This is a genomic window from Aeromonas sp. FDAARGOS 1414, from assembly GCF_019047065.1.
GTDB classification, from domain to species: Bacteria; Pseudomonadota; Gammaproteobacteria; order Enterobacterales; family Aeromonadaceae; genus Aeromonas; species Aeromonas veronii_A.
The window spans coordinates 290269-307361 of record NZ_CP077210.1; the positions used below are offsets into that span (position 1 = coordinate 290269).

The window sequence follows — 17093 nt, forward strand, 5'->3', positions numbered from 1 at the left end:
TCTCAAGAAAGCGAGGTGGGTCACTTTTCGGTATAAACTTTATGACATTGATAGTTAGAGCATTTAGGATGGATCAAGCTCTCATCTGATTAGAGTGTCCTACACTCAATTCAGGTATAAAACCCAATAACGCATGGATGTGTATATGTTTGGGCTATTTAATAAGGGATCCCTCCTCCCCCTGGTGGGCATTGATTTCGGTAGCCAGACCATCAAGGCCGTTACCCTCACTGGTCGTCCCGGCAAGCTGCATATTGAATCTGTTGCCGAGGTCGCCACCCCGAAAGGTACGCTGGTTGATTACCAGCTACAGGATATCGAGCGGGTCAGCCCATCTTTGAAAACCCTCAAGCGCCTTATCTCTGGCCACAGCGATTATGCCGCGACAGCGGTGACTGGTTCCAATGTGATCACCAAGGTCATCCAGATTGATGCTCGCCTTGGTGACAAGGAGCTGGAGAGTCAGGTGCAGCTGGAGGCCGAACAGATAATTCCCTTTCCCCTCGATGAAGTCAGCCTCGATTTTGAGGTGCTGGACACCAGCGCCAGTGAAGATCGTCAGGATGTCCTGTTGAGCGCAGCCCGTACTGAGAGCGTCAATGGCCGGGTCAGCGCTCTCGCTGAGGCTGGCATTGCCGTCAAGGTAGTGGATGTGGGAGCCCATGCCTTGGGGCGGGCCGTTGTGGCCTGTTTGCCCGAGTTGCAGGAGAGTGAGCGACCGATCGGGGTGATCGACATTGGCGCCAGTGCCATGACCTTCGCAGCCTTGGTCAAGGGAGAGGTGATCTACTCGCGCTTGCAGAATTTCGGCGGTGATCAATATAGCCAGGCGCTCTCCTCTTTTTATGGCATGACCCTCGATGAAGCTGAGCAAGCCAAGACCAAAGGCACCTTGCCTGTTGACCATGAGTTGGACGTGTTGATGCCACATATCAACTCGCTGTTGCAACAGGTGCGGCGCAATATCCAGCTGTTTTGCAGCTCGTCAGGTTATCGTGATATAGCCAAACTGGTGTTGACCGGGGGAGGCAGCTTGCTACCTGGCTTGTTGGTACAGGTAAAAGAGGAAGCCAATTGCGAGGTGTTTCATCCGGATTTGTTCGCCCTGTTTGGCAAACCGAAAGGAGAGGTTGATCTGGTACATGGCGCTAAATATATGACGGCATTCGGGTTGGCTCTGAGGAGTTTTACACCATGTCAAATATAAACCTTCTCCCCTGGCGCGAGGCTCGTGCTCAGCGGCAAAAGAAACAGTTTGGTGCCCTGCTCGGGCTTTTCGTGTTGGTCACTGTCGCACTGAGCCTCTTTGCCAACTGGCTGGTCGAGCGTCAGATTGCCGCCCAGCAGCAGCGTAATCAGCGTCTGGTTCAGGAGATGACCATCCTGGATGCACAACTGGGAGAAATCCGCCTGCTTAAAGAACGTCGCAAGGAGCTGATCGATCGGATGCAACTCATCGAACATCTTCAAATGCGTCGAAATGTGCCCGTTCGTCTTTTCAACCAGTTGCCCTCTCTGGTACCCAATGGGGTTTACCTCAATACCCTCTCGTTGCAGAACAATATTATCGATGTCAACGGCAAGACAGAAGCTTATGGTCGAGTGGCCAGCATGATGCGTCGAATCGATGGTTCCGGCTGGCTGGGACAGTCGAAAATAAGCACCATTTTTGCAGCGGAGGTCGCGCCGGTATCGTTGAGTCAATTCTCGATGATGTTCCTGATTGCCAATAATACCGCTGCTGCCGGGGATATGGCCAAGGAGAGCAAATGAACCTTCAGCAACTCAACGAGCTTGATCTGAATGACATCGCGAGCTGGCCAAAATGGGCGAAAGCTGTCTTTATCCTGCTGTGCTGTGTGTTGACTGGTGGCGCTATTTATTACTACGTGATTGCCAATTCCTTAGGCAATCTGACCAAAGAGAGCGCCAGAGAGACGGAGCTGAAAGGCCAGTTTGAAAGCAAGGCGATGCTGGCAGCCAATTTGGGCGCCTACAAGGCACAAATGATCCAGCTCGAGCAACTGGTCGATACCCAGCTCAAGCAGCTGCCCAATACCCATGAGGTCGCCGGTTTGCTGGACGATATCAGTTTTATTGCCACCGATAATGGCTTGAAACTCAATCGCATCAACTGGGAACCGGAGGTCAAGCACGAGTTTTCTACCGAATTGCCCATGCGGATCGAGGTAGTAGGTAATTATCATCAGATCGGCAAGTTTACGGCAGATATGGCAGCCCTGCCTCGTATCGTCATACTCGACTCCTTTACCTTGAGTCAGAGCAAGGATGAGGGAGACCTGATTGCTATGTCGATGCTGGCCAAAACCTACAAGTACAACGGTAAAACAGTGGAGCAGAAACAATGAGACGCATCTGCTGGTTGTTACCTGCCCTCTTGCTGACGGCCTGTGGTGGTCAGGAGGAGATGGATTCCTATATTGCCGAAACAAAGGCAAGACCCCCTGTACCTATTGAACCCTTACCCCAGTTGAAGCCGTTTTCCCCCATGCACTATCAACAACGCGATCTGCGTAGTCCCTTCATGATGCCGCAACCAGAAGCAAGTGTCGGGCGCGCGAATAGTGCCCAGGTGAAGCCTGATTGCGCACAGGTTATGATGGACAGAGAAAAAGAGGTATTGGAAAACTACTCTCTCGCCAGCTTGTCAATGCACGGCTCCTTGGGAAAGGCCGGGCAGTTGTGGGCCCTGATCAGCACACCTGATGGAAAATCAATACGGGTCGGGCTCAACCAGTATATGGGGCTCGATCAGGGTAGAGTCATCAAGATTACTCCTACGGCAGTGGATTTACTGGAAACCATTCCGGACGGGAAGGGGTGCTGGGTAACAAGAGAAACCCAGTTGGCGATGGCCAATATGCAAGAAAAACAATAATCAGGGACGAACAGCAATGAGAACAACCATAGACAGTGTAACAAAAGTGGCTTTGCTGTTTTGCGCCAGTGCCTTTGGTCAGGCGTGGGCAGTGGCAACCTTGCAAGAGATAAAAGTTAATCCATTGCTGGCAGACCAGTTGCAACTGGAGCTCAGCTTCAGCGAGCCTGTGAGTGGCTTTACCGATCGTCTCTCCTATCAACCTAACCAGCTCCTGTTGCATGTCCCCGGTGCTGTGGGCGCACTCAAGGTGAACCCGCTGCCTATTCAGCGTCAGGGAGTAGACAACATCAAGGTGGAAGGGAAGGGGGCAGGCCTTGATATCAAGATCGCTCTCGATCAGCTGGCTCCCTATCAGGTGCAGCAACAGGGTAATAAATTGCTGGTTTCCCTTGGTGAAGGGACCTCATCAGCTCTGATTAATGGCGAAAGCGCCCTGATTGCACCTGCCGCAACGGCTTCCTCAGCCATGGTGGCCACTCCAGCTCCTTCGGCACTGCTCAATTCTCAGGTTGTTGCCAAGTCAATGCCTGTTGCACCGGTAACCCCTCCTGTTGCGACGCCTGCTGCCAGCAAACCACTGCTCGGCAGCTATCAGAACAGTGGCGGTGGAGCCTATTTCAACTCGGTGACCGGGGTGGATTTTCGTCGTGGCAAGGATGGTCAGGGGGAGTTTCTGGTCACACTTGACAACAGCTCCGCTGCCGTCGATGTGAGCAGCCGCGGTCAAACTGTGCTGGCCAAGTTTCATGGTACTCGCGTGCCTGATGGTTTGCTTAATCTGATCAATGTACAGGATTTTGCGACACCGGTCTCTCAGGTTGAGGTGTCCCGGCAGGGCAACGATACCCTGTTTGAGCTGTCGGTTAATGGCCAGTTTGATTACCGTTACGATCAGGCTAATAAACTTTTCATTATCGAAGTGAAAAAACGCACGGCGGCATCTGCGTCTTCAAAGCAGTATCAGGGCAAGCCCATCTCATTGAACTTCCAGGATATCCCGGTTAGAACCGTGTTGCAGCTTATCGCTGACTTCAACAACCTCAATCTGGTTACTACCGATTCTGTGGCAGGCAATCTGACACTACGTCTGGATGGCGTGCCCTGGGAGCAGGCGCTCGACATCATTTTAAAAGTGCGCGGTCTGGATAAGCGGCTAGATAACAACATCCTGCTGGTTGCTCCGGCTGAAGAGATTGCAGCACGGGAGAAACAGCAGTTGGAGAGCCGGAATCAGGTGGCTGATTTGGCCCAGTTATATACCGAATATATGCAGATCAACTATGCAAAAGCATCCGAAGTGGCTGCTCTGCTCTCATCCGAGAGTACCAAGTTGCTATCGCCACGTGGCGCGGTGAGTGTGGATGAACGGACCAACGTGCTGGTTGTGAAGGATACGGCTGAGGTTATCAGCAGTATCAAGCGGATGCTGGATATTCTGGATATCCCGGTCAAGCAGGTGGTGATCGAAGCGCGTATGGTGACCATCGATGACGGTTTCGATGAAGCGCTCGGGGTACGTTGGGGAGTGACCAAGAACGATGGTCACGGCAACAGCACTTCAGGCTCTATTGAAGGGAATGATTCGTCCGGTAATAACGACGGTAGTTCAACGATTACCAGACCCTCGGTCGATAATCGGATGAACGTCAATCTGCCGGTGACCAATGCTGCCGGTACCTTGGCATTCCAGGTTGCCCGTCTGGCCGATGGAACCCTGCTTGACCTTGAATTGTCTGCGCTGGAAAAAGAGAGCAAGGCCGAGATTATCGCCAGTCCGCGGGTGACCACTGCGAACCAGAAACCGGCGCTGATCGAGCAGGGTACCGAGATCCCCTATGTGGAGTCCTCTTCCAGTGGCGCTACCTCGGTTACCTTCAAGAAGGCGGTATTGAGCCTGAAGGTTACTCCGCAGATCACCCCCGACAATCGGGTGATTCTCGATCTGACCGTGACCCAGGATACCAAGGGTGAAACGGTACCGACTGGTACCGGTGATGCGGTTTCCATCAACGCCCAGTCCATCACCACTCAGGTGTTGGTGAACAATGGCGAGACGCTGGTACTGGGCGGCATCTATCAGCAGACCATCAAGAGCGATGTGACCAAGGTGCCGCTGCTTGGCGATATCCCCGGATTGGGGGCCCTGTTCCGCAAGACCACCAGCGAGAACAAAAAGCGGGAGTTGCTGATTTTCGTGACGCCCAAGATAGTCACCGACGCCTTCTGAATGCTTTACATGTGAAGGTAAAACACATATAACCTTACGCCCCAATGAGGCTGGGGCGTAAGGGCTGCGGTTGCCAGTCCCGATATCTATTGAGATAATCCCCCTCCTGATCCATCGCAAGATAAGGTTCATAGGTACCCCGATCCAGTATTCATCGGGGTCGTACAGTTTGTAATTACTAACGAAAAGACATGGCTGAGAAACGCAATATTTTCCTGATAGGTCCCATGGGTGCGGGCAAGAGCACCATAGGTAGACATCTGGCAGAACAACTGCATATGGAGTTTTTCGACTCAGATCATGAGATTGAGCGCCGCAGTGGTGCTGATATCGGCTGGGTGTTCGATGTTGAAGGCGAAGAAGGTTTCCGGATTCGCGAAGAGAAGGTGATCGGCGAATTGTCAGAGCAGCAGGGTATCGTGCTGGCGACGGGTGGCGGTGCCATCAAGAGTCGCGAAACCCGCAACAAGTTGTCTGCTCGCGGCATCGTGGTCTACCTCGAAACCACTATCGAAAAGCAGCTGGCGCGCACACAGCGAGACAAACGCCGCCCTCTGCTACAGACCGAAGAACCGGCACGCGAAGTGCTGGAACGTCTGGCACAAGAGCGCAATGCCCTGTATGAAGAGGTTGCCGACTTTGTTGTGCACACCGATGACCAGAGCGCAAAAATCGTTGCCAATCAAATTGTAAAGCTGATCGGTATGTAATCTAGAGGACGTCCATGGAACGGTTGAAGGTCGAACTGGGTGAACGCAGCTATCCCATCGAGATAGCTGCAGGGTTGTTGCAGCGCCCCGAGGCGCTGGTATCGACCATCAAGGGCAAGCGGGTGATGATAGTGACCAACACGGTCGTTGCTCCGCTTTATCTTGAACGGGTAACCGCTCTGCTGTCGGGTTTTCAGGTTGAACACCTGATCCTGCCCGACGGCGAGGCGTACAAGAACCTGGCGACCTTTGAGCAGATCATGTCTGCTCTGCTTGAAACCAACCATGGGCGCGATACGACACTGATCGCTCTGGGGGGCGGCGTGATCGGGGATGTGGTGGGCTTTGCGGCAGCAAGCTATCAACGTGGTATTCCTTTTATCCAGATCCCGACCACCCTGCTCTCCCAGGTTGACTCCTCTGTTGGCGGTAAAACCGCTGTCAACCACCCCCTCGGCAAGAACATGATTGGGGCTTTTTATCAGCCCAAACAAGTTGTTATCGATACCGAATGTCTGAGTACCTTGCCAGCCCGCGAATTTGCCGCAGGGATGGCCGAGGTGATCAAGTACGGCATCATTTGGGATGCTGATTTCTTCAGATGGCTGGAGCAGAACATGGTGCGTCTGCAACAGCTGGAACCTGCCGCACTGGCCTACGCCATCAAACGCTGCTGCGAGATCAAAGCCGATGTGGTCGGTCAGGATGAGACCGAGCACGGCGTCCGTGCGCTGCTCAATCTGGGCCACACCTTTGGTCATGCCATCGAGGCCGAGCAGGGGTATGGCAACTGGCTGCACGGTGAAGCGGTATCCGCCGGCACCATGCTGGCTGCTTGGACTGCGCAGGCCCGTGGCGATATGAGCGAAGCGGACGTTGCGCGAGTGCGCGCCCTGCTGCTGGCCGCCAATCTGCCCATTCATGCGCCTGCCGAGATGGATTTCGCCGCCTTTATTCGCCATATGCGCCGTGACAAGAAGGTGCTGGAAGGCAAGCTGCGTCTGGTGTTGCCGGTTGGCATCGGCCATGCGCAGGTGGTGGGGGATGTGTCCGATGCCGAGTTGCTGGCGGTGATCGAGTCTGGTCGTGACGAATAAACTGCTAAAACTTCCTTCCCAGCGGCAGCTGGTTGACCGGCTGCTGCATCTGATTGAATTCAATCACCCTTTCATTTTTCTCTCCGGTAAACCCGGGTGTGGTCGCGGTACCCTGTGCGAATCCCTGCTCGGCGTGTTGCCGGAAAAAGTGCGGGTGGTAAGCCTGATTGGTACGCCTGCCATGAAGATGGTGGATGTGCGTCAGCTGTTGCTGCCACAGGTGGTGGCGCGCCCGCTGTTCAATCCACAGGATGCGCTGGCGGAGAGCTTCTTTCGCATGCTGGAGGGGAGCAAGCCAGCCACCCTATTGCTGCTGATAGAGCGGGCCGACCAGTTGCCAGCTGAATTGCTGGGAGAGTTGTGGGCGATCATACGTCATAACGATACCCTGGCGGCGCCCCATCAGCTGGCCATTATTGTCTCGGGCAGTGACGTCTGGTGTCGTACCCAACGACCGCAGCTCAAGGGGCGTGCCATGCCAGCCCTTGAGCTGGAAGTGCCGCCACTGAGCCCGCCCGAGCAGCGCATCTTCTTGTATGAAAAAGCCAAAGAGCTCAAGATCCCGGCGACCCTCTTGCCCAAGCCGCAAGTGGAGGAGATCCTGAAAACGGCGAACGGACATCCGTCCACCATCATGCAGTTACTGGAGGATATCATGACCGACAGAAGGCCCAAGAAGCGTCAGGCGGAGTTGCCTGTCAAGAAGATTGCCACCGCTATCGCGCTGGTTGCTGGCGGCCTGCTGGCGTTGAGCTACCTGCTGCCTGCGCTGTTTGACAATGAAAGCAAACCGGCGCTGCAGGATCCGGTGCAGAACACGGCATTGCCGATCCCGGTAGCGGGAGGCGATCCCCTCACCGCTGGCGGTTCGAATACCGATGCCGCTGCACAAGGCGCGCAAAACAGCGATGCAGCCAGCAATCCCAACGGGGTAGTGAAGGATTGGCAGCCGGAGGCGAAAGTGCTGCCCAAATCGGTGGAGAGCGAAACCGTGACCACTGAATCAACCAATTACGAAGGGCGTCGGGTGGTGATCTCTGACGAGGTCGTGCAAAAGCTGATGACCGAACCCAAGGTGAGCGGAGCACTGCCTACTGACGTGGTGGACGAGCTGACCGGCAAGGCCCCGAACGGCACAGCCCCCAGTGGTGCAATCGCAACCACGGCGCCAGCCAGTACCTCCAAGGCACTGAATCCGGCGACAACCGCAACGCCTGCGGCCACCACCAAAACAGCCAGTAACGAGCCGGTTGCCGCGCCAGCACCCAAAGTGGCCCTGACACCGGTCGCCACCTTGAACAAGAAGCCGCGCAACCACTACAGCGTTCAGCTGATGGGGGCGAGCAACACCAAGGCGGTGGATCAGTTTGTCGCCGAGCATGGTCTGGCGGGCAAGGTATGGGTCTATCAAACCAAATTCCGTGGCAGCCCCTGGTACGTTGTGCTGCAAGGGGATTATGCCGGTCTGACCCAGGCCAAGAGTGCCATTCGCAAGCTTCCGCCAGCCTTGCTGAAAGGCCAGCCCTGGCCCAAGTCGTTTGCACAGGTACAAAAAGAGCTGAAGCAATAGCCTTGATACCGGATAAGGGGGTAGAATCGTCCCCCTTTTTGGGTCTTGCCTTCTTACACACCGGATTTCCATGAAAAAAACACGCGCTTTTTTAAAATGGGCCGGGGGAAAATACTCCCTGGTTGAAGAGATTGCCGAGCGCCTGCCGGCCGGGCGTGTGTTGCTGGAGCCCTTCGTCGGGGCCGGGTCTGTGTTTCTCAACACCGACTACGACGCGTATGTGCTCAACGACATCAATCCGGATCTGATCTGCCTGTACAACCACCTCAAGCTGACGCCGGACAGTTTCATTGCCGAGGCACGCAAGCTGTTTGTGGCAGAGCACAACCACAAGGCGGCCTATTACCGGCTGCGTACCCAGTTCAATCAGACCGAGACCACCTTCGAGCGGGCACTCTTGTTCCTGTTTCTCAACCGTCACGGTTTCAACGGACTGTGCCGCTACAACAAGAAGGGCGGCTTCAATGTGCCGTTCGGCTCCTACAAGAAACCCTATTTCCCGGAAAAAGAGCTGTGGGCTTTTGCCGAAAAGGCGCAGAAGGCGACCTTTATCTGCGAGAGCTACGCCGATGCCATCAAGCGTGCCGAAGAGGATTGGGTTATCTATTGTGATCCACCCTATGCGCCGCTCTCCACTACGGCGAGCTTCACCACCTATGCCTCCGGCGGTTTTACCCTGGATGATCAGGCGATCCTGGCGCGACTGGCCCGCCACACCGCCGCTCACAAAGGGGTGCCGGTGCTGATCAGCAACCACGATATCGAGCTGACTCGTGAGCTTTATCGCGGTGCCCGCCTCGACGAAATCCTGGTCAAGCGCACCATCAGTCGCAACGGCGGCACCCGCAACAAGGTGGCCGAATTGTTGGCGCTCTATCCCCCAGGAATCGAACCGGAGCAGGGCTACTATCCCAGCGACAGCGAACTGCTGCCACTGACGTAATAGAACATGCGGCGCCCAGGGGCGCCGTTTTTTATGGGCAAGTCCGCGCCCGTGCCGATGCCGCAAAACCCGGGTGGCTGGGGGAGGGGAGGCGATTGCCCCATTTACCCCGCATTCGAGTCGTTTTCGCCCGCCTTTTACGTTAAAATTGCGCCGCTTTTTCTCCCTGGCTGCCAATGGATGATGCTGATGAAAGACTTTCTGATTGCCCCCTCGATCCTCTCTGCCGATTTTGCCCGTCTGGGTGACGATGTAGCCAAGGTACTGGCTGCCGGTGCCGACGTGGTTCACTTCGACGTGATGGACAACCACTATGTCCCCAACCTGACCATTGGCCCCATGGTCTGTCAGGCGCTGCGTGACTACGGTATCGAGGCCCCCATCGACGTGCACCTGATGGTCAAGCCGGTGGATCGCATCATTCCCGATTTTGCCAAGGCCGGTGCTTCCCTCATCACCTTCCATCCGGAAGCGTCCGATCACGTTGATCGCTCTTTGGGCCTCATCAAGGAGATGGGCTGCCAGGCGGGTCTGGTGCTGAATCCTGCTACCTCGCTCTCCTGCCTCGAATATGTGATGGACAAGCTGGACGTGATCCTGCTGATGTCGGTCAACCCGGGCTTCGGTGGTCAGAGCTTCATCCCCGGTACCCTCGACAAGCTGCGTCAGGTGCGTCGTCTGATCGACGAGAGCGGTCGCGATATCCGCCTCGAGATTGATGGCGGGGTGAAGGTCGACAACATTCGCGAGATCGCCGAAGCGGGCGCCGACATGTTTGTCGCCGGCTCTGCCATTTTCAGTCAGCCTGACTACAAAGCGGTGATCGACAAGATGCGTGCGGAGCTGGCTCATGTCACACGCTGAGCGCGCATTTGATTTGGTGCTGTTCGATCTGGACGGCACCCTGATCGACAGCGCCGCCCAGTTGGCGCTGGCAGTCAATCTGACTCTGGCAGACCTCGGTTTGGCGCAGGCCGATGAAGCGGTGATCCGTACCTGGGTCGGCAACGGTGCCGACAAGCTGATCCAGCGGGCGCTCGCCTATCGCGAGGCTGACCCCGAGCTGTTTGCCAAGGCCAGACCGATCTTTTTCCAGCACTACAACGCCTGCCTGCTGCAAGGGCTGGCGATGTATGAAGGGGTGGCACAGAGTCTGCGTCGCCTGCAAACCCTGGGTTACAAGCAGGCGATCGTCACCAACAAGCCGAGTGATTTCGTGGCACCCATCCTCGATGCCCTTGGCATCAGCGATTGTTTCGAACTTTGGCTTGGCGGCAACTGCGTGCCAGTCAAGAAGCCGAGCCCGGAGCCATTGCTGCACGCTTGCCAGGAGTTGGGGGTGAGCCCGGCTCGCACTCTAATGGTGGGCGACTCCGAAAATGACGTGCTGGCGGCCAAGGCGGCCGGCATGAAGGTGGTGGGCCTGACCTACGGTTACAACTATGGCCGCCCCATTGCCGACTCCCATCCAGACTGGGTATTCGAGCAGTTTGCCCAGCTCGATGCACTTTTGGTCTAATAGCGCAGCTGGGCTGGCTGAATAACAAGGATTAACACTCTCATGACTAAACCAATCGTATTGAGCGGAGCGCAACCCTCCGGTCAACTGACCATCGGCAACTACATGGGGGCCCTGCGTCAGTGGGTCAACATGCAGGATGAGTTCGACTGCCTCTACTGCATCGTCGACCTGCATGCCATCACCACTCGTCAGGACCCGGCAGCCCTGCGCAAAGCTTGTCTGGACGCGGCTGCCCTCTATCTAGCGGTCGGTATCGATCCCAAGAAGAGCACTGTCTTCATCCAGTCTCACGTGCCGCAGCACGCCGAGCTGGGCTGGATCCTCAATTGCTATACCCAGATGGGTGAGCTGTCGCGCATGACCCAGTTCAAGGACAAGTCAGCCCGTTTCGAGAACAACGTCAACGTCGGCCTGTTCGGTTATCCGGTGCTGATGGCCGCTGATATTCTGCTCTATCAGGCCAATCAGGTGCCGGTCGGCAACGACCAGAAGCAGCATCTGGAGCTGACCCGCGACATCTGCACCCGTTTCAACAACCTCTATGGTGACGTGTTCACCATGCCGGAACCCTTCATTCCGACCGAAGGGGCACGGGTGATGAGCCTGCAGGATCCGACCAAGAAGATGTCCAAGTCTGATGACAACGAGGCCAACTTCATCGGCCTGCTGGAAGATCCCAAGCAGATCGTCAAGAAGATCAAGCGTGCGGTGACCGACTCCGACGAGCCGGCGGTGGTGCGTTTCGACCCGGAAAACAAACCGGGTGTCTCCAACCTGCTGACCCTGATGTCCGGTGTGACCGGCCGCTCCATCCCCGAGTTGGAGCAGCACTTCGAAGGCAAGATGTATGGTCACCTCAAGACCGAGACCGCCGAAGCCGTGGTTGCGCTGCTGGAACCGATCCAGGCTCGTTTCCACGAGTTGCGTCAGGATGAGGCCCATCTGATTGCGATTCTTGCCGAAGGGGCACAAAAGGCGCGTGAAAGAGCTGAAAAAACCCTGACCAGCGTATATGATGTAGTCGGCTTCGTTCCTCGAGCCTGACATACTGGGAAGGTGTAGTAGAAGAGAGCTGGGTATTTGCCTGGCTTTCTTTATTTTCCCACGTTGTATTTTGTTTAATTCTTTATTTCAACCCGGGTTATATCCCCAAGAGTACGCATGTCTGTTCAACCAAATATTTCGATTGAAGAGCTGAGTGATAAAGGTCACTGGCTGCGCAAGTTCCGCAAGGCGAAAAACCTCAATACCCTGCAATTGATGGTCTCCAATGCCATCGATAAACATCACAAGACTGCTGCCATCGCTGCAGCCATCTATCTGGCCGAGTGTCAGCGTGAACGGGAAATGGAACAGGGTCGTTATCTCGATCGTTAATTCTCCACTGTTGGTTATCTCATGCTGTTGTTGATCGATAACTACGACTCTTTTACCTGGAATCTGGTGCAATATTTCGGCGCCCTGGGACAAGAGGTTGTGGTCAAGCGCAATGATGAACTGACGCTTGATGCCATAGCGCAGCTCTCCCCCCGTTTTCTGGTGATCTCTCCCGGTCCTTGTACACCCAATGAGGCGGGGATCTCTCTCGATGCCATCAGCCACTTCGCCGGCAAGCTACCCATTCTTGGCGTCTGCCTTGGCCACCAGTCGCTGGCGCAGGCGTTTGGTGCCCGCGTGGTTCGCGCGCGTCAGGTGATGCATGGCAAGACCTCCCTGATTCGCCATCGCGGCGAAGGGGTATTCTACGGTCTAAAGGATCCCTTGCGGGTGACCCGTTATCACTCACTGGTGGTGGAGCGCGACACGCTGCCCGACTGCTTCGAGGTCACCGCCTGGAGCGAGCATGCCGATGGCTCGTTTGACGAAATCATGGGATTACGCCATAAGACACTTCCTGTCGAGGGTGTTCAGTTCCATCCGGAGAGTATTTTGAGCGAACAGGGCCATTTGCTGCTGGCCAATTTTCTGTCCTGTTCATAAAAATTTGTGATCACCTTCTCAAGTTTGAAAGAAGGTAAAAAATATTTCTCTGACACTTTATTCAGCCCCCTTCCAGCCCAAATTATCTCTTGCCAAGCCCCCCTGAGTCGTTATGCAATGCGGTTGCCTAAAATCTCAAGGTCAATCGAACATTGTTCCTCATAGGTCGTCTTGTTACAGACTTTTTACTTTATTTCTGTGATAATCCCGTCACGTTTACACGGATTTAACTTTTAGGCGGTGGATTATTCTGTCGCCGAATCTGAAGGAGAGCTATATGTCAGAGTTGTTGGCAGTGACACGTGAAGTGTTTGATGAAGTGATGGTTCCCAACTATGCGCCCGCCAAGATCATCCCGGTGCGTGGTGAAGGGTCACGTGTCTGGGATCAGGAGGGGCGCGAGTATGTCGACTTCGCCGGTGGTATCGCCGTTAACGGCCTGGGTCACTGTCATCCCAAGCTGGTCGAGGCTCTGAAAACCCAGGGCGAGAAGCTGTGGCACCTCTCCAACGTAATGACCAACGAACCGGCCCTGCGTCTGGCCAAGAAGCTGGTCGCGGCCACCTTTGCCGACAAGGTCTACTTTTGCAACTCCGGCGCCGAAGCGAATGAAGCTGCCCTCAAGTTGGCTCGCCGCTACGCCATCGAGAAGTTTGGCGAGCAGAAGACCCAGATCATCGCCTTCAATCAGGGCTTCCACGGTCGTACCTTCTTTACCGTCAGCGTCGGTGGCCAGGCTGCCTACTCCGATGGCTTCGGTCCCAAGCCCGGTGACATTACCCATGTTCCCTACAACGATCTGGCGGCACTAGCCGAGGTGATCTCCGACAACACCTGCGCCGTGGTGATGGAGCCGCTGCAAGGGGAGGGTGGCATTATTCGTCCTACCGACGAGTTTGCCAAAGGGGTGCGCGAGCTGTGCGACAAACACAATGCCCTGCTGGTGTATGACGAAGTGCAGTCAGGGGTCGGCCGGACCGGTGATCTCTATGCCTATATGGGGCTCGGCGTCACGCCGGACATCCTCACCAGCGCCAAGGCGCTGGGGGGCGGTTTCCCCATCGGCGCCATGCTGACCACCGACGAAATCGCTTCTTACCTGAAAGTGGGCACTCACGGCTCTACCTACGGCGGTAACCCGCTGGCCTGTGCGGTCGCCGAGGCAGTGATCGACGTGATCAATACTCCCGAGGTACTGGACGGGGTCAAGCGGCGCGAACAGCTGTTCCGCGATGGGCTTGAGGCGATCAACGCCAAATACCACTGCTTTAGCGAAGTGCGTGGCAAGGGGCTGCTGCTGGGTGCCGCTCTGAGCGAGGACTTCAAGGGGCGTTCCCGCGACTTCCTGCTGGCCTCTATCGATCAGGGGCTGATGGCACTGGTTGCCGGTACCAACGTGGTTCGTTTTGCCCCTTCACTGGTGATCCCGGAAGCGGACATCAAGGAAGGGTTGGCCCGCTTCGAGAAGGCGGTTGCCCAGGTGGTCAACGCCTGATTCCAAATTGAGGTGGGGAGCTCTCCCGGCAGGAGCCGGGCCCCCACCTGTCGTCAATGAAAGGGAGTTGTCATTTATGTTGGTTATCCGTCCCATCGAGCAAAAAGATTTTGCCGGGCTCAAGACCTGCGCCATCGAGTCCGGCACCGGCATGACCTCGTTGCCCGTCAACGATGAGTTGCTGCAGCGCAAGATCGATGCTTCTACCCAGACTTTTTCCGACAAGCCCGCCGGCAAGGGGGACTGCCTCTACTTCTTCGTGGCTGAGGATCTGGAGACCGGCGAGATGGTCGGCACCTGTGCCATCGATGCCGCGGTTGGCCTCTCCCAGCCGTTTTACAACTACCACATCGGCAAAGTGGTGCACTCTTCTCCCAAGCTCGGCATCTACAACGTCGTTGAAACCCTGACTCTCTCCAACGACTACACCGGCAACTCCGAGCTCTGCACCCTGTTCTTGCGCGAATGTGCCCGCGAAGGGCTCAACGGCCGCCTGCTCTCCAAGCACCGCTTTCTGTTTATGGCCGAGCACCCCGAGCTGTTTGACGAGACCGTCTTCGCCGAAATGCGCGGCGTCTCCGATGCCAACGGTCACAGCCCCTTCTACGAGTGGCTGCAAACCCACTTCTTCTCGATGGATTTTCCCACCGTCGACTATCTGACCGGCATCGGCAAGAAGCGTTTTATCGCCGAACTGATGCCCAAGTACCCCATCTACGTCAATTTGCTGAGCAAAGAGGCGCGGGCCGTTATCGGTCAGACCCACGAGAAGACTCGCCCGGCCATCAAGATGCTGCAGGACGAGGGCTTCGTGAACCGTGGCTACGTCGATATTTTCGATGCGGGCCCCACCGTCGAGTGCGACGTGAAGAATATCCGCAGCGTGCGCCGCAGCAAGAAACTGCGGGTGCTGGTGGGCGAGCCCATCGGTGGCAAGACCCACCTTATCTGCAACAGCCGTTTCGAGCATTACCGCGCCTGCTACGGCAATATCCGGGTCGATCTCGACAAGCACGAAGCCATCATCCCGCCCAAGATGGCGGCGGCACTCAAGGTACAGGATGGCGACATGGTGCGGGTGGTCGACCTCGACTGAGACAAACAGGACAAGCAAACCGATTATCAGGCAGGCAGCCGAGGCTGCCTGCCAGCGACAGGGAGTGAATGGATGAGCCAGTTAGTGCAATTTATCGACGGTCAGTGGCTTGCCGGTGAAGGCAAGCCGTTCGAGTCAACCGATCCGGCCAAGAACGAGGTGATCTGGCAGGGGGCTGCCGCCAGTGCGGCGCAAGGGGATGCTGCCGTCAAGGCCGCCCGTGCCGCCTTCTACAACTGGGCGGATATGAGCCTTGAAGATCGTCTGGCCATAGTGCGCCGTTATGCCGACCTGCTCGGCGAGCAGAAAGAGGCGCTGGCCCTGACCATCGCCCGCGAAACCGGCAAACCGTTGTGGGAGACCCGCACTGAAGTAGCCGCCATGCAGGGCAAGATTGCCATCTCCATTCGTGCCCACGACGAGCGCACCGGCACCGTTGAAAATGCCATGCCGGGCGCCAAAGCGTTTGTCCGTCACAAGCCCCACGGCGTGGTGGCTGTGTTCGGCCCCTACAACTTCCCGGGCCATCTGCCCAACGGCCATATAGTCCCGGCCCTGATCGCGGGTAACGCCGTGGTGTTCAAACCCTCCGAGCTGACCCCCATGGTGGCCGAGGCCATGGTCAAGGTGTGGCAGCAGGCCGGATTGCCCAAGGGGGTGCTCAATCTGGTGCAAGGGGAGGTCGAGACCGGCAAGGCGCTGGCGGGCAATCCCGATATCGACGGCCTCTTCTTTACCGGCTCCTCCCGCACCGGCCATTTCCTCCATCAACAGTTTGCCGGCCAGCCGGGCAAAATTCTGGCGCTGGAGATGGGCGGTAACAACCCGCTGATCGTGAAAGATGTGAGCGACATCGACGGCGCCGTCCATGCCATTGTCCAGTCGGCGTTCATCACTTCCGGTCAGCGCTGCACCTGCTCCCGTCGCCTGTTTGTCGAGCGCGGTGAGCGTGGCGATGCGCTGGTCAAACGACTGGTCGAGGTGGTAGGCAAGATCAAGGTCGGCCTCTACGACGCCGCCGAACAGCCGTTTATGGGGGCAATGATCAGCGAGAAAGCTGCGATTGGCATGGTCGAGGCACAAGCCAACCTGCAACAGCTGGGCGGCGAGAGCCTGCAGGTGCTTGAGCACCTGAAAGCGGGCACCGGCTTTGTCTCCCCGGGCATCATCGACGTGACCTCAGTGAGCGCGCTGCCGGACGAAGAGTACTTCGGCCCGCTACTGCAACTCATTCGTTACGATGATTTCGATGCCGCTATCGATCAGGGCAACGCTACCCGCTACGGCCTCTCGGCCGGTCTGCTGGGTGACAAGGAGGCGGACTGGAATCACTTCTTCAAGCGGATCCGCGCTGGCATCGTCAACTGGAACAAGCCCATCACCGGTGCCTCCAGTGCTGCGCCGTTTGGCGGTATCGGCGCTTCCGGCAACCACAGGGCGAGCGCCTACTACGCTGCTGACTACTGTGCTTATCCGGTTGCGTCGGTCGAAGACAGCAAGGCCGCTATGCCGGAGCAGCTCTCGCCGGGCCTCTTCTTCTAAACGGACAAC

17 protein-coding genes are annotated in these 17093 nt (G+C 56.5%); all 17 read left to right on the plus strand.

The features are described 5' to 3' along the window. The first annotated feature begins 145 nt into the window (after window positions 1-145). The gene (gene tapM, locus I6L44_RS01360) at window positions 146-1207 is read left to right on the plus strand and encodes a PilM family type IVa pilus assembly protein TapM (RefSeq protein WP_302055918.1); all 1062 of its coding nucleotides are present in this window, start codon (window positions 146-148) and stop codon (window positions 1205-1207) included. Then, entirely contained in the window at window positions 1195-1773 is a 579-nt protein-coding gene (gene tapN / locus I6L44_RS01365) for a PilN family type IV pilus biogenesis protein TapN (RefSeq protein ID WP_216953058.1), read from the plus strand. The genes tapM and tapN overlap by 13 nt, the downstream gene beginning before the upstream one ends. Next, the gene (gene tapO, locus I6L44_RS01370) at window positions 1770-2369 is read left to right on the plus strand and encodes a PilO family type IV pilus biogenesis protein TapO (RefSeq protein WP_216953059.1); all 600 of its coding nucleotides are present in this window, start codon (window positions 1770-1772) and stop codon (window positions 2367-2369) included. Before tapN ends, tapO begins: the two co-directional genes overlap by 4 nt. Then, window positions 2366-2899, plus strand: a complete 534-nt coding sequence (locus I6L44_RS01375; RefSeq protein ID WP_216953060.1) for a pilus assembly protein PilP — start codon at window positions 2366-2368, stop codon at window positions 2897-2899. Before tapO ends, I6L44_RS01375 begins: the two co-directional genes overlap by 4 nt. A 16-nt stretch (window positions 2900-2915) precedes the next feature. Then, entirely contained in the window at window positions 2916-5129 is a 2214-nt protein-coding gene (locus I6L44_RS01380) for a type IV pilus secretin PilQ (protein WP_216953061.1), read from the plus strand. Between the two features lie 191 nt (window positions 5130-5320). Next, entirely contained in the window at window positions 5321-5839 is a 519-nt protein-coding gene (gene aroK / locus I6L44_RS01385) for a shikimate kinase AroK (protein WP_005335014.1), read from the plus strand. Between the two features lie 14 nt (window positions 5840-5853). Then, window positions 5854-6936 carry a 3-dehydroquinate synthase gene (gene aroB / locus I6L44_RS01390; RefSeq protein WP_216953062.1) on the plus strand — a complete coding sequence of 361 codons (1083 nt, stop codon included), beginning with the start codon at window positions 5854-5856 and terminating at the stop codon, window positions 6934-6936. Continuing rightward, complete coding sequence (locus I6L44_RS01395) at window positions 6926-8506, plus strand: SPOR domain-containing protein (protein ID WP_202001830.1); 1581 nt, start codon at window positions 6926-6928, stop codon at window positions 8504-8506. The genes aroB and I6L44_RS01395 overlap by 11 nt, the downstream gene beginning before the upstream one ends. A gap of 70 nt (window positions 8507-8576) precedes the next feature. After that, window positions 8577-9449, plus strand: a complete 873-nt coding sequence (locus I6L44_RS01400) for a Dam family site-specific DNA-(adenine-N6)-methyltransferase (protein ID WP_005335008.1) — start codon at window positions 8577-8579, stop codon at window positions 9447-9449. Between the two features lie 189 nt (window positions 9450-9638). Continuing rightward, window positions 9639-10313: a ribulose-phosphate 3-epimerase gene (gene rpe / locus I6L44_RS01405; RefSeq protein WP_005335006.1), complete on the plus strand. Its 675-nt coding sequence runs from the start codon at window positions 9639-9641 to the stop codon at window positions 10311-10313. Continuing rightward, the gene (locus tag I6L44_RS01410; protein WP_216953063.1) at window positions 10300-10968 is read left to right on the plus strand and encodes a phosphoglycolate phosphatase; all 669 of its coding nucleotides are present in this window, start codon (window positions 10300-10302) and stop codon (window positions 10966-10968) included. The genes rpe and I6L44_RS01410 overlap by 14 nt, the downstream gene beginning before the upstream one ends. A gap of 42 nt (window positions 10969-11010) precedes the next feature. Then, window positions 11011-12015, plus strand: a complete 1005-nt coding sequence (gene trpS, locus I6L44_RS01415; RefSeq protein WP_005334999.1) for a tryptophan--tRNA ligase — start codon at window positions 11011-11013, stop codon at window positions 12013-12015. 117 nt (window positions 12016-12132) lie between these two features. Continuing rightward, entirely contained in the window at window positions 12133-12348 is a 216-nt protein-coding gene (locus I6L44_RS01420) for a hypothetical protein (RefSeq protein WP_216953064.1), read from the plus strand. A gap of 21 nt (window positions 12349-12369) precedes the next feature. Further along, a complete protein-coding gene (locus I6L44_RS01425; RefSeq protein WP_216953065.1) occupies window positions 12370-12951 on the plus strand; it encodes an aminodeoxychorismate synthase component II in 582 nt (193 codons plus the stop codon). A gap of 277 nt (window positions 12952-13228) precedes the next feature. Continuing rightward, on the plus strand, window positions 13229-14446 hold the full coding sequence (locus I6L44_RS01430) for an aspartate aminotransferase family protein (protein ID WP_216953066.1): 1218 nt from the start codon (window positions 13229-13231) through the stop codon (window positions 14444-14446). Between the two features lie 76 nt (window positions 14447-14522). After that, window positions 14523-15542 (plus strand): arginine N-succinyltransferase, encoded by a 1020-nt coding sequence (gene astA / locus I6L44_RS01435; protein ID WP_005334994.1) that lies wholly within the window; start codon window positions 14523-14525, stop codon window positions 15540-15542. A gap of 72 nt (window positions 15543-15614) precedes the next feature. Next, window positions 15615-17084, plus strand: coding sequence for a succinylglutamate-semialdehyde dehydrogenase (gene astD, locus I6L44_RS01440; RefSeq protein WP_216953067.1), 1470 nt, complete (start codon window positions 15615-15617; stop codon window positions 17082-17084). The last annotated feature ends 9 nt before the right edge of the window (window positions 17085-17093 follow it).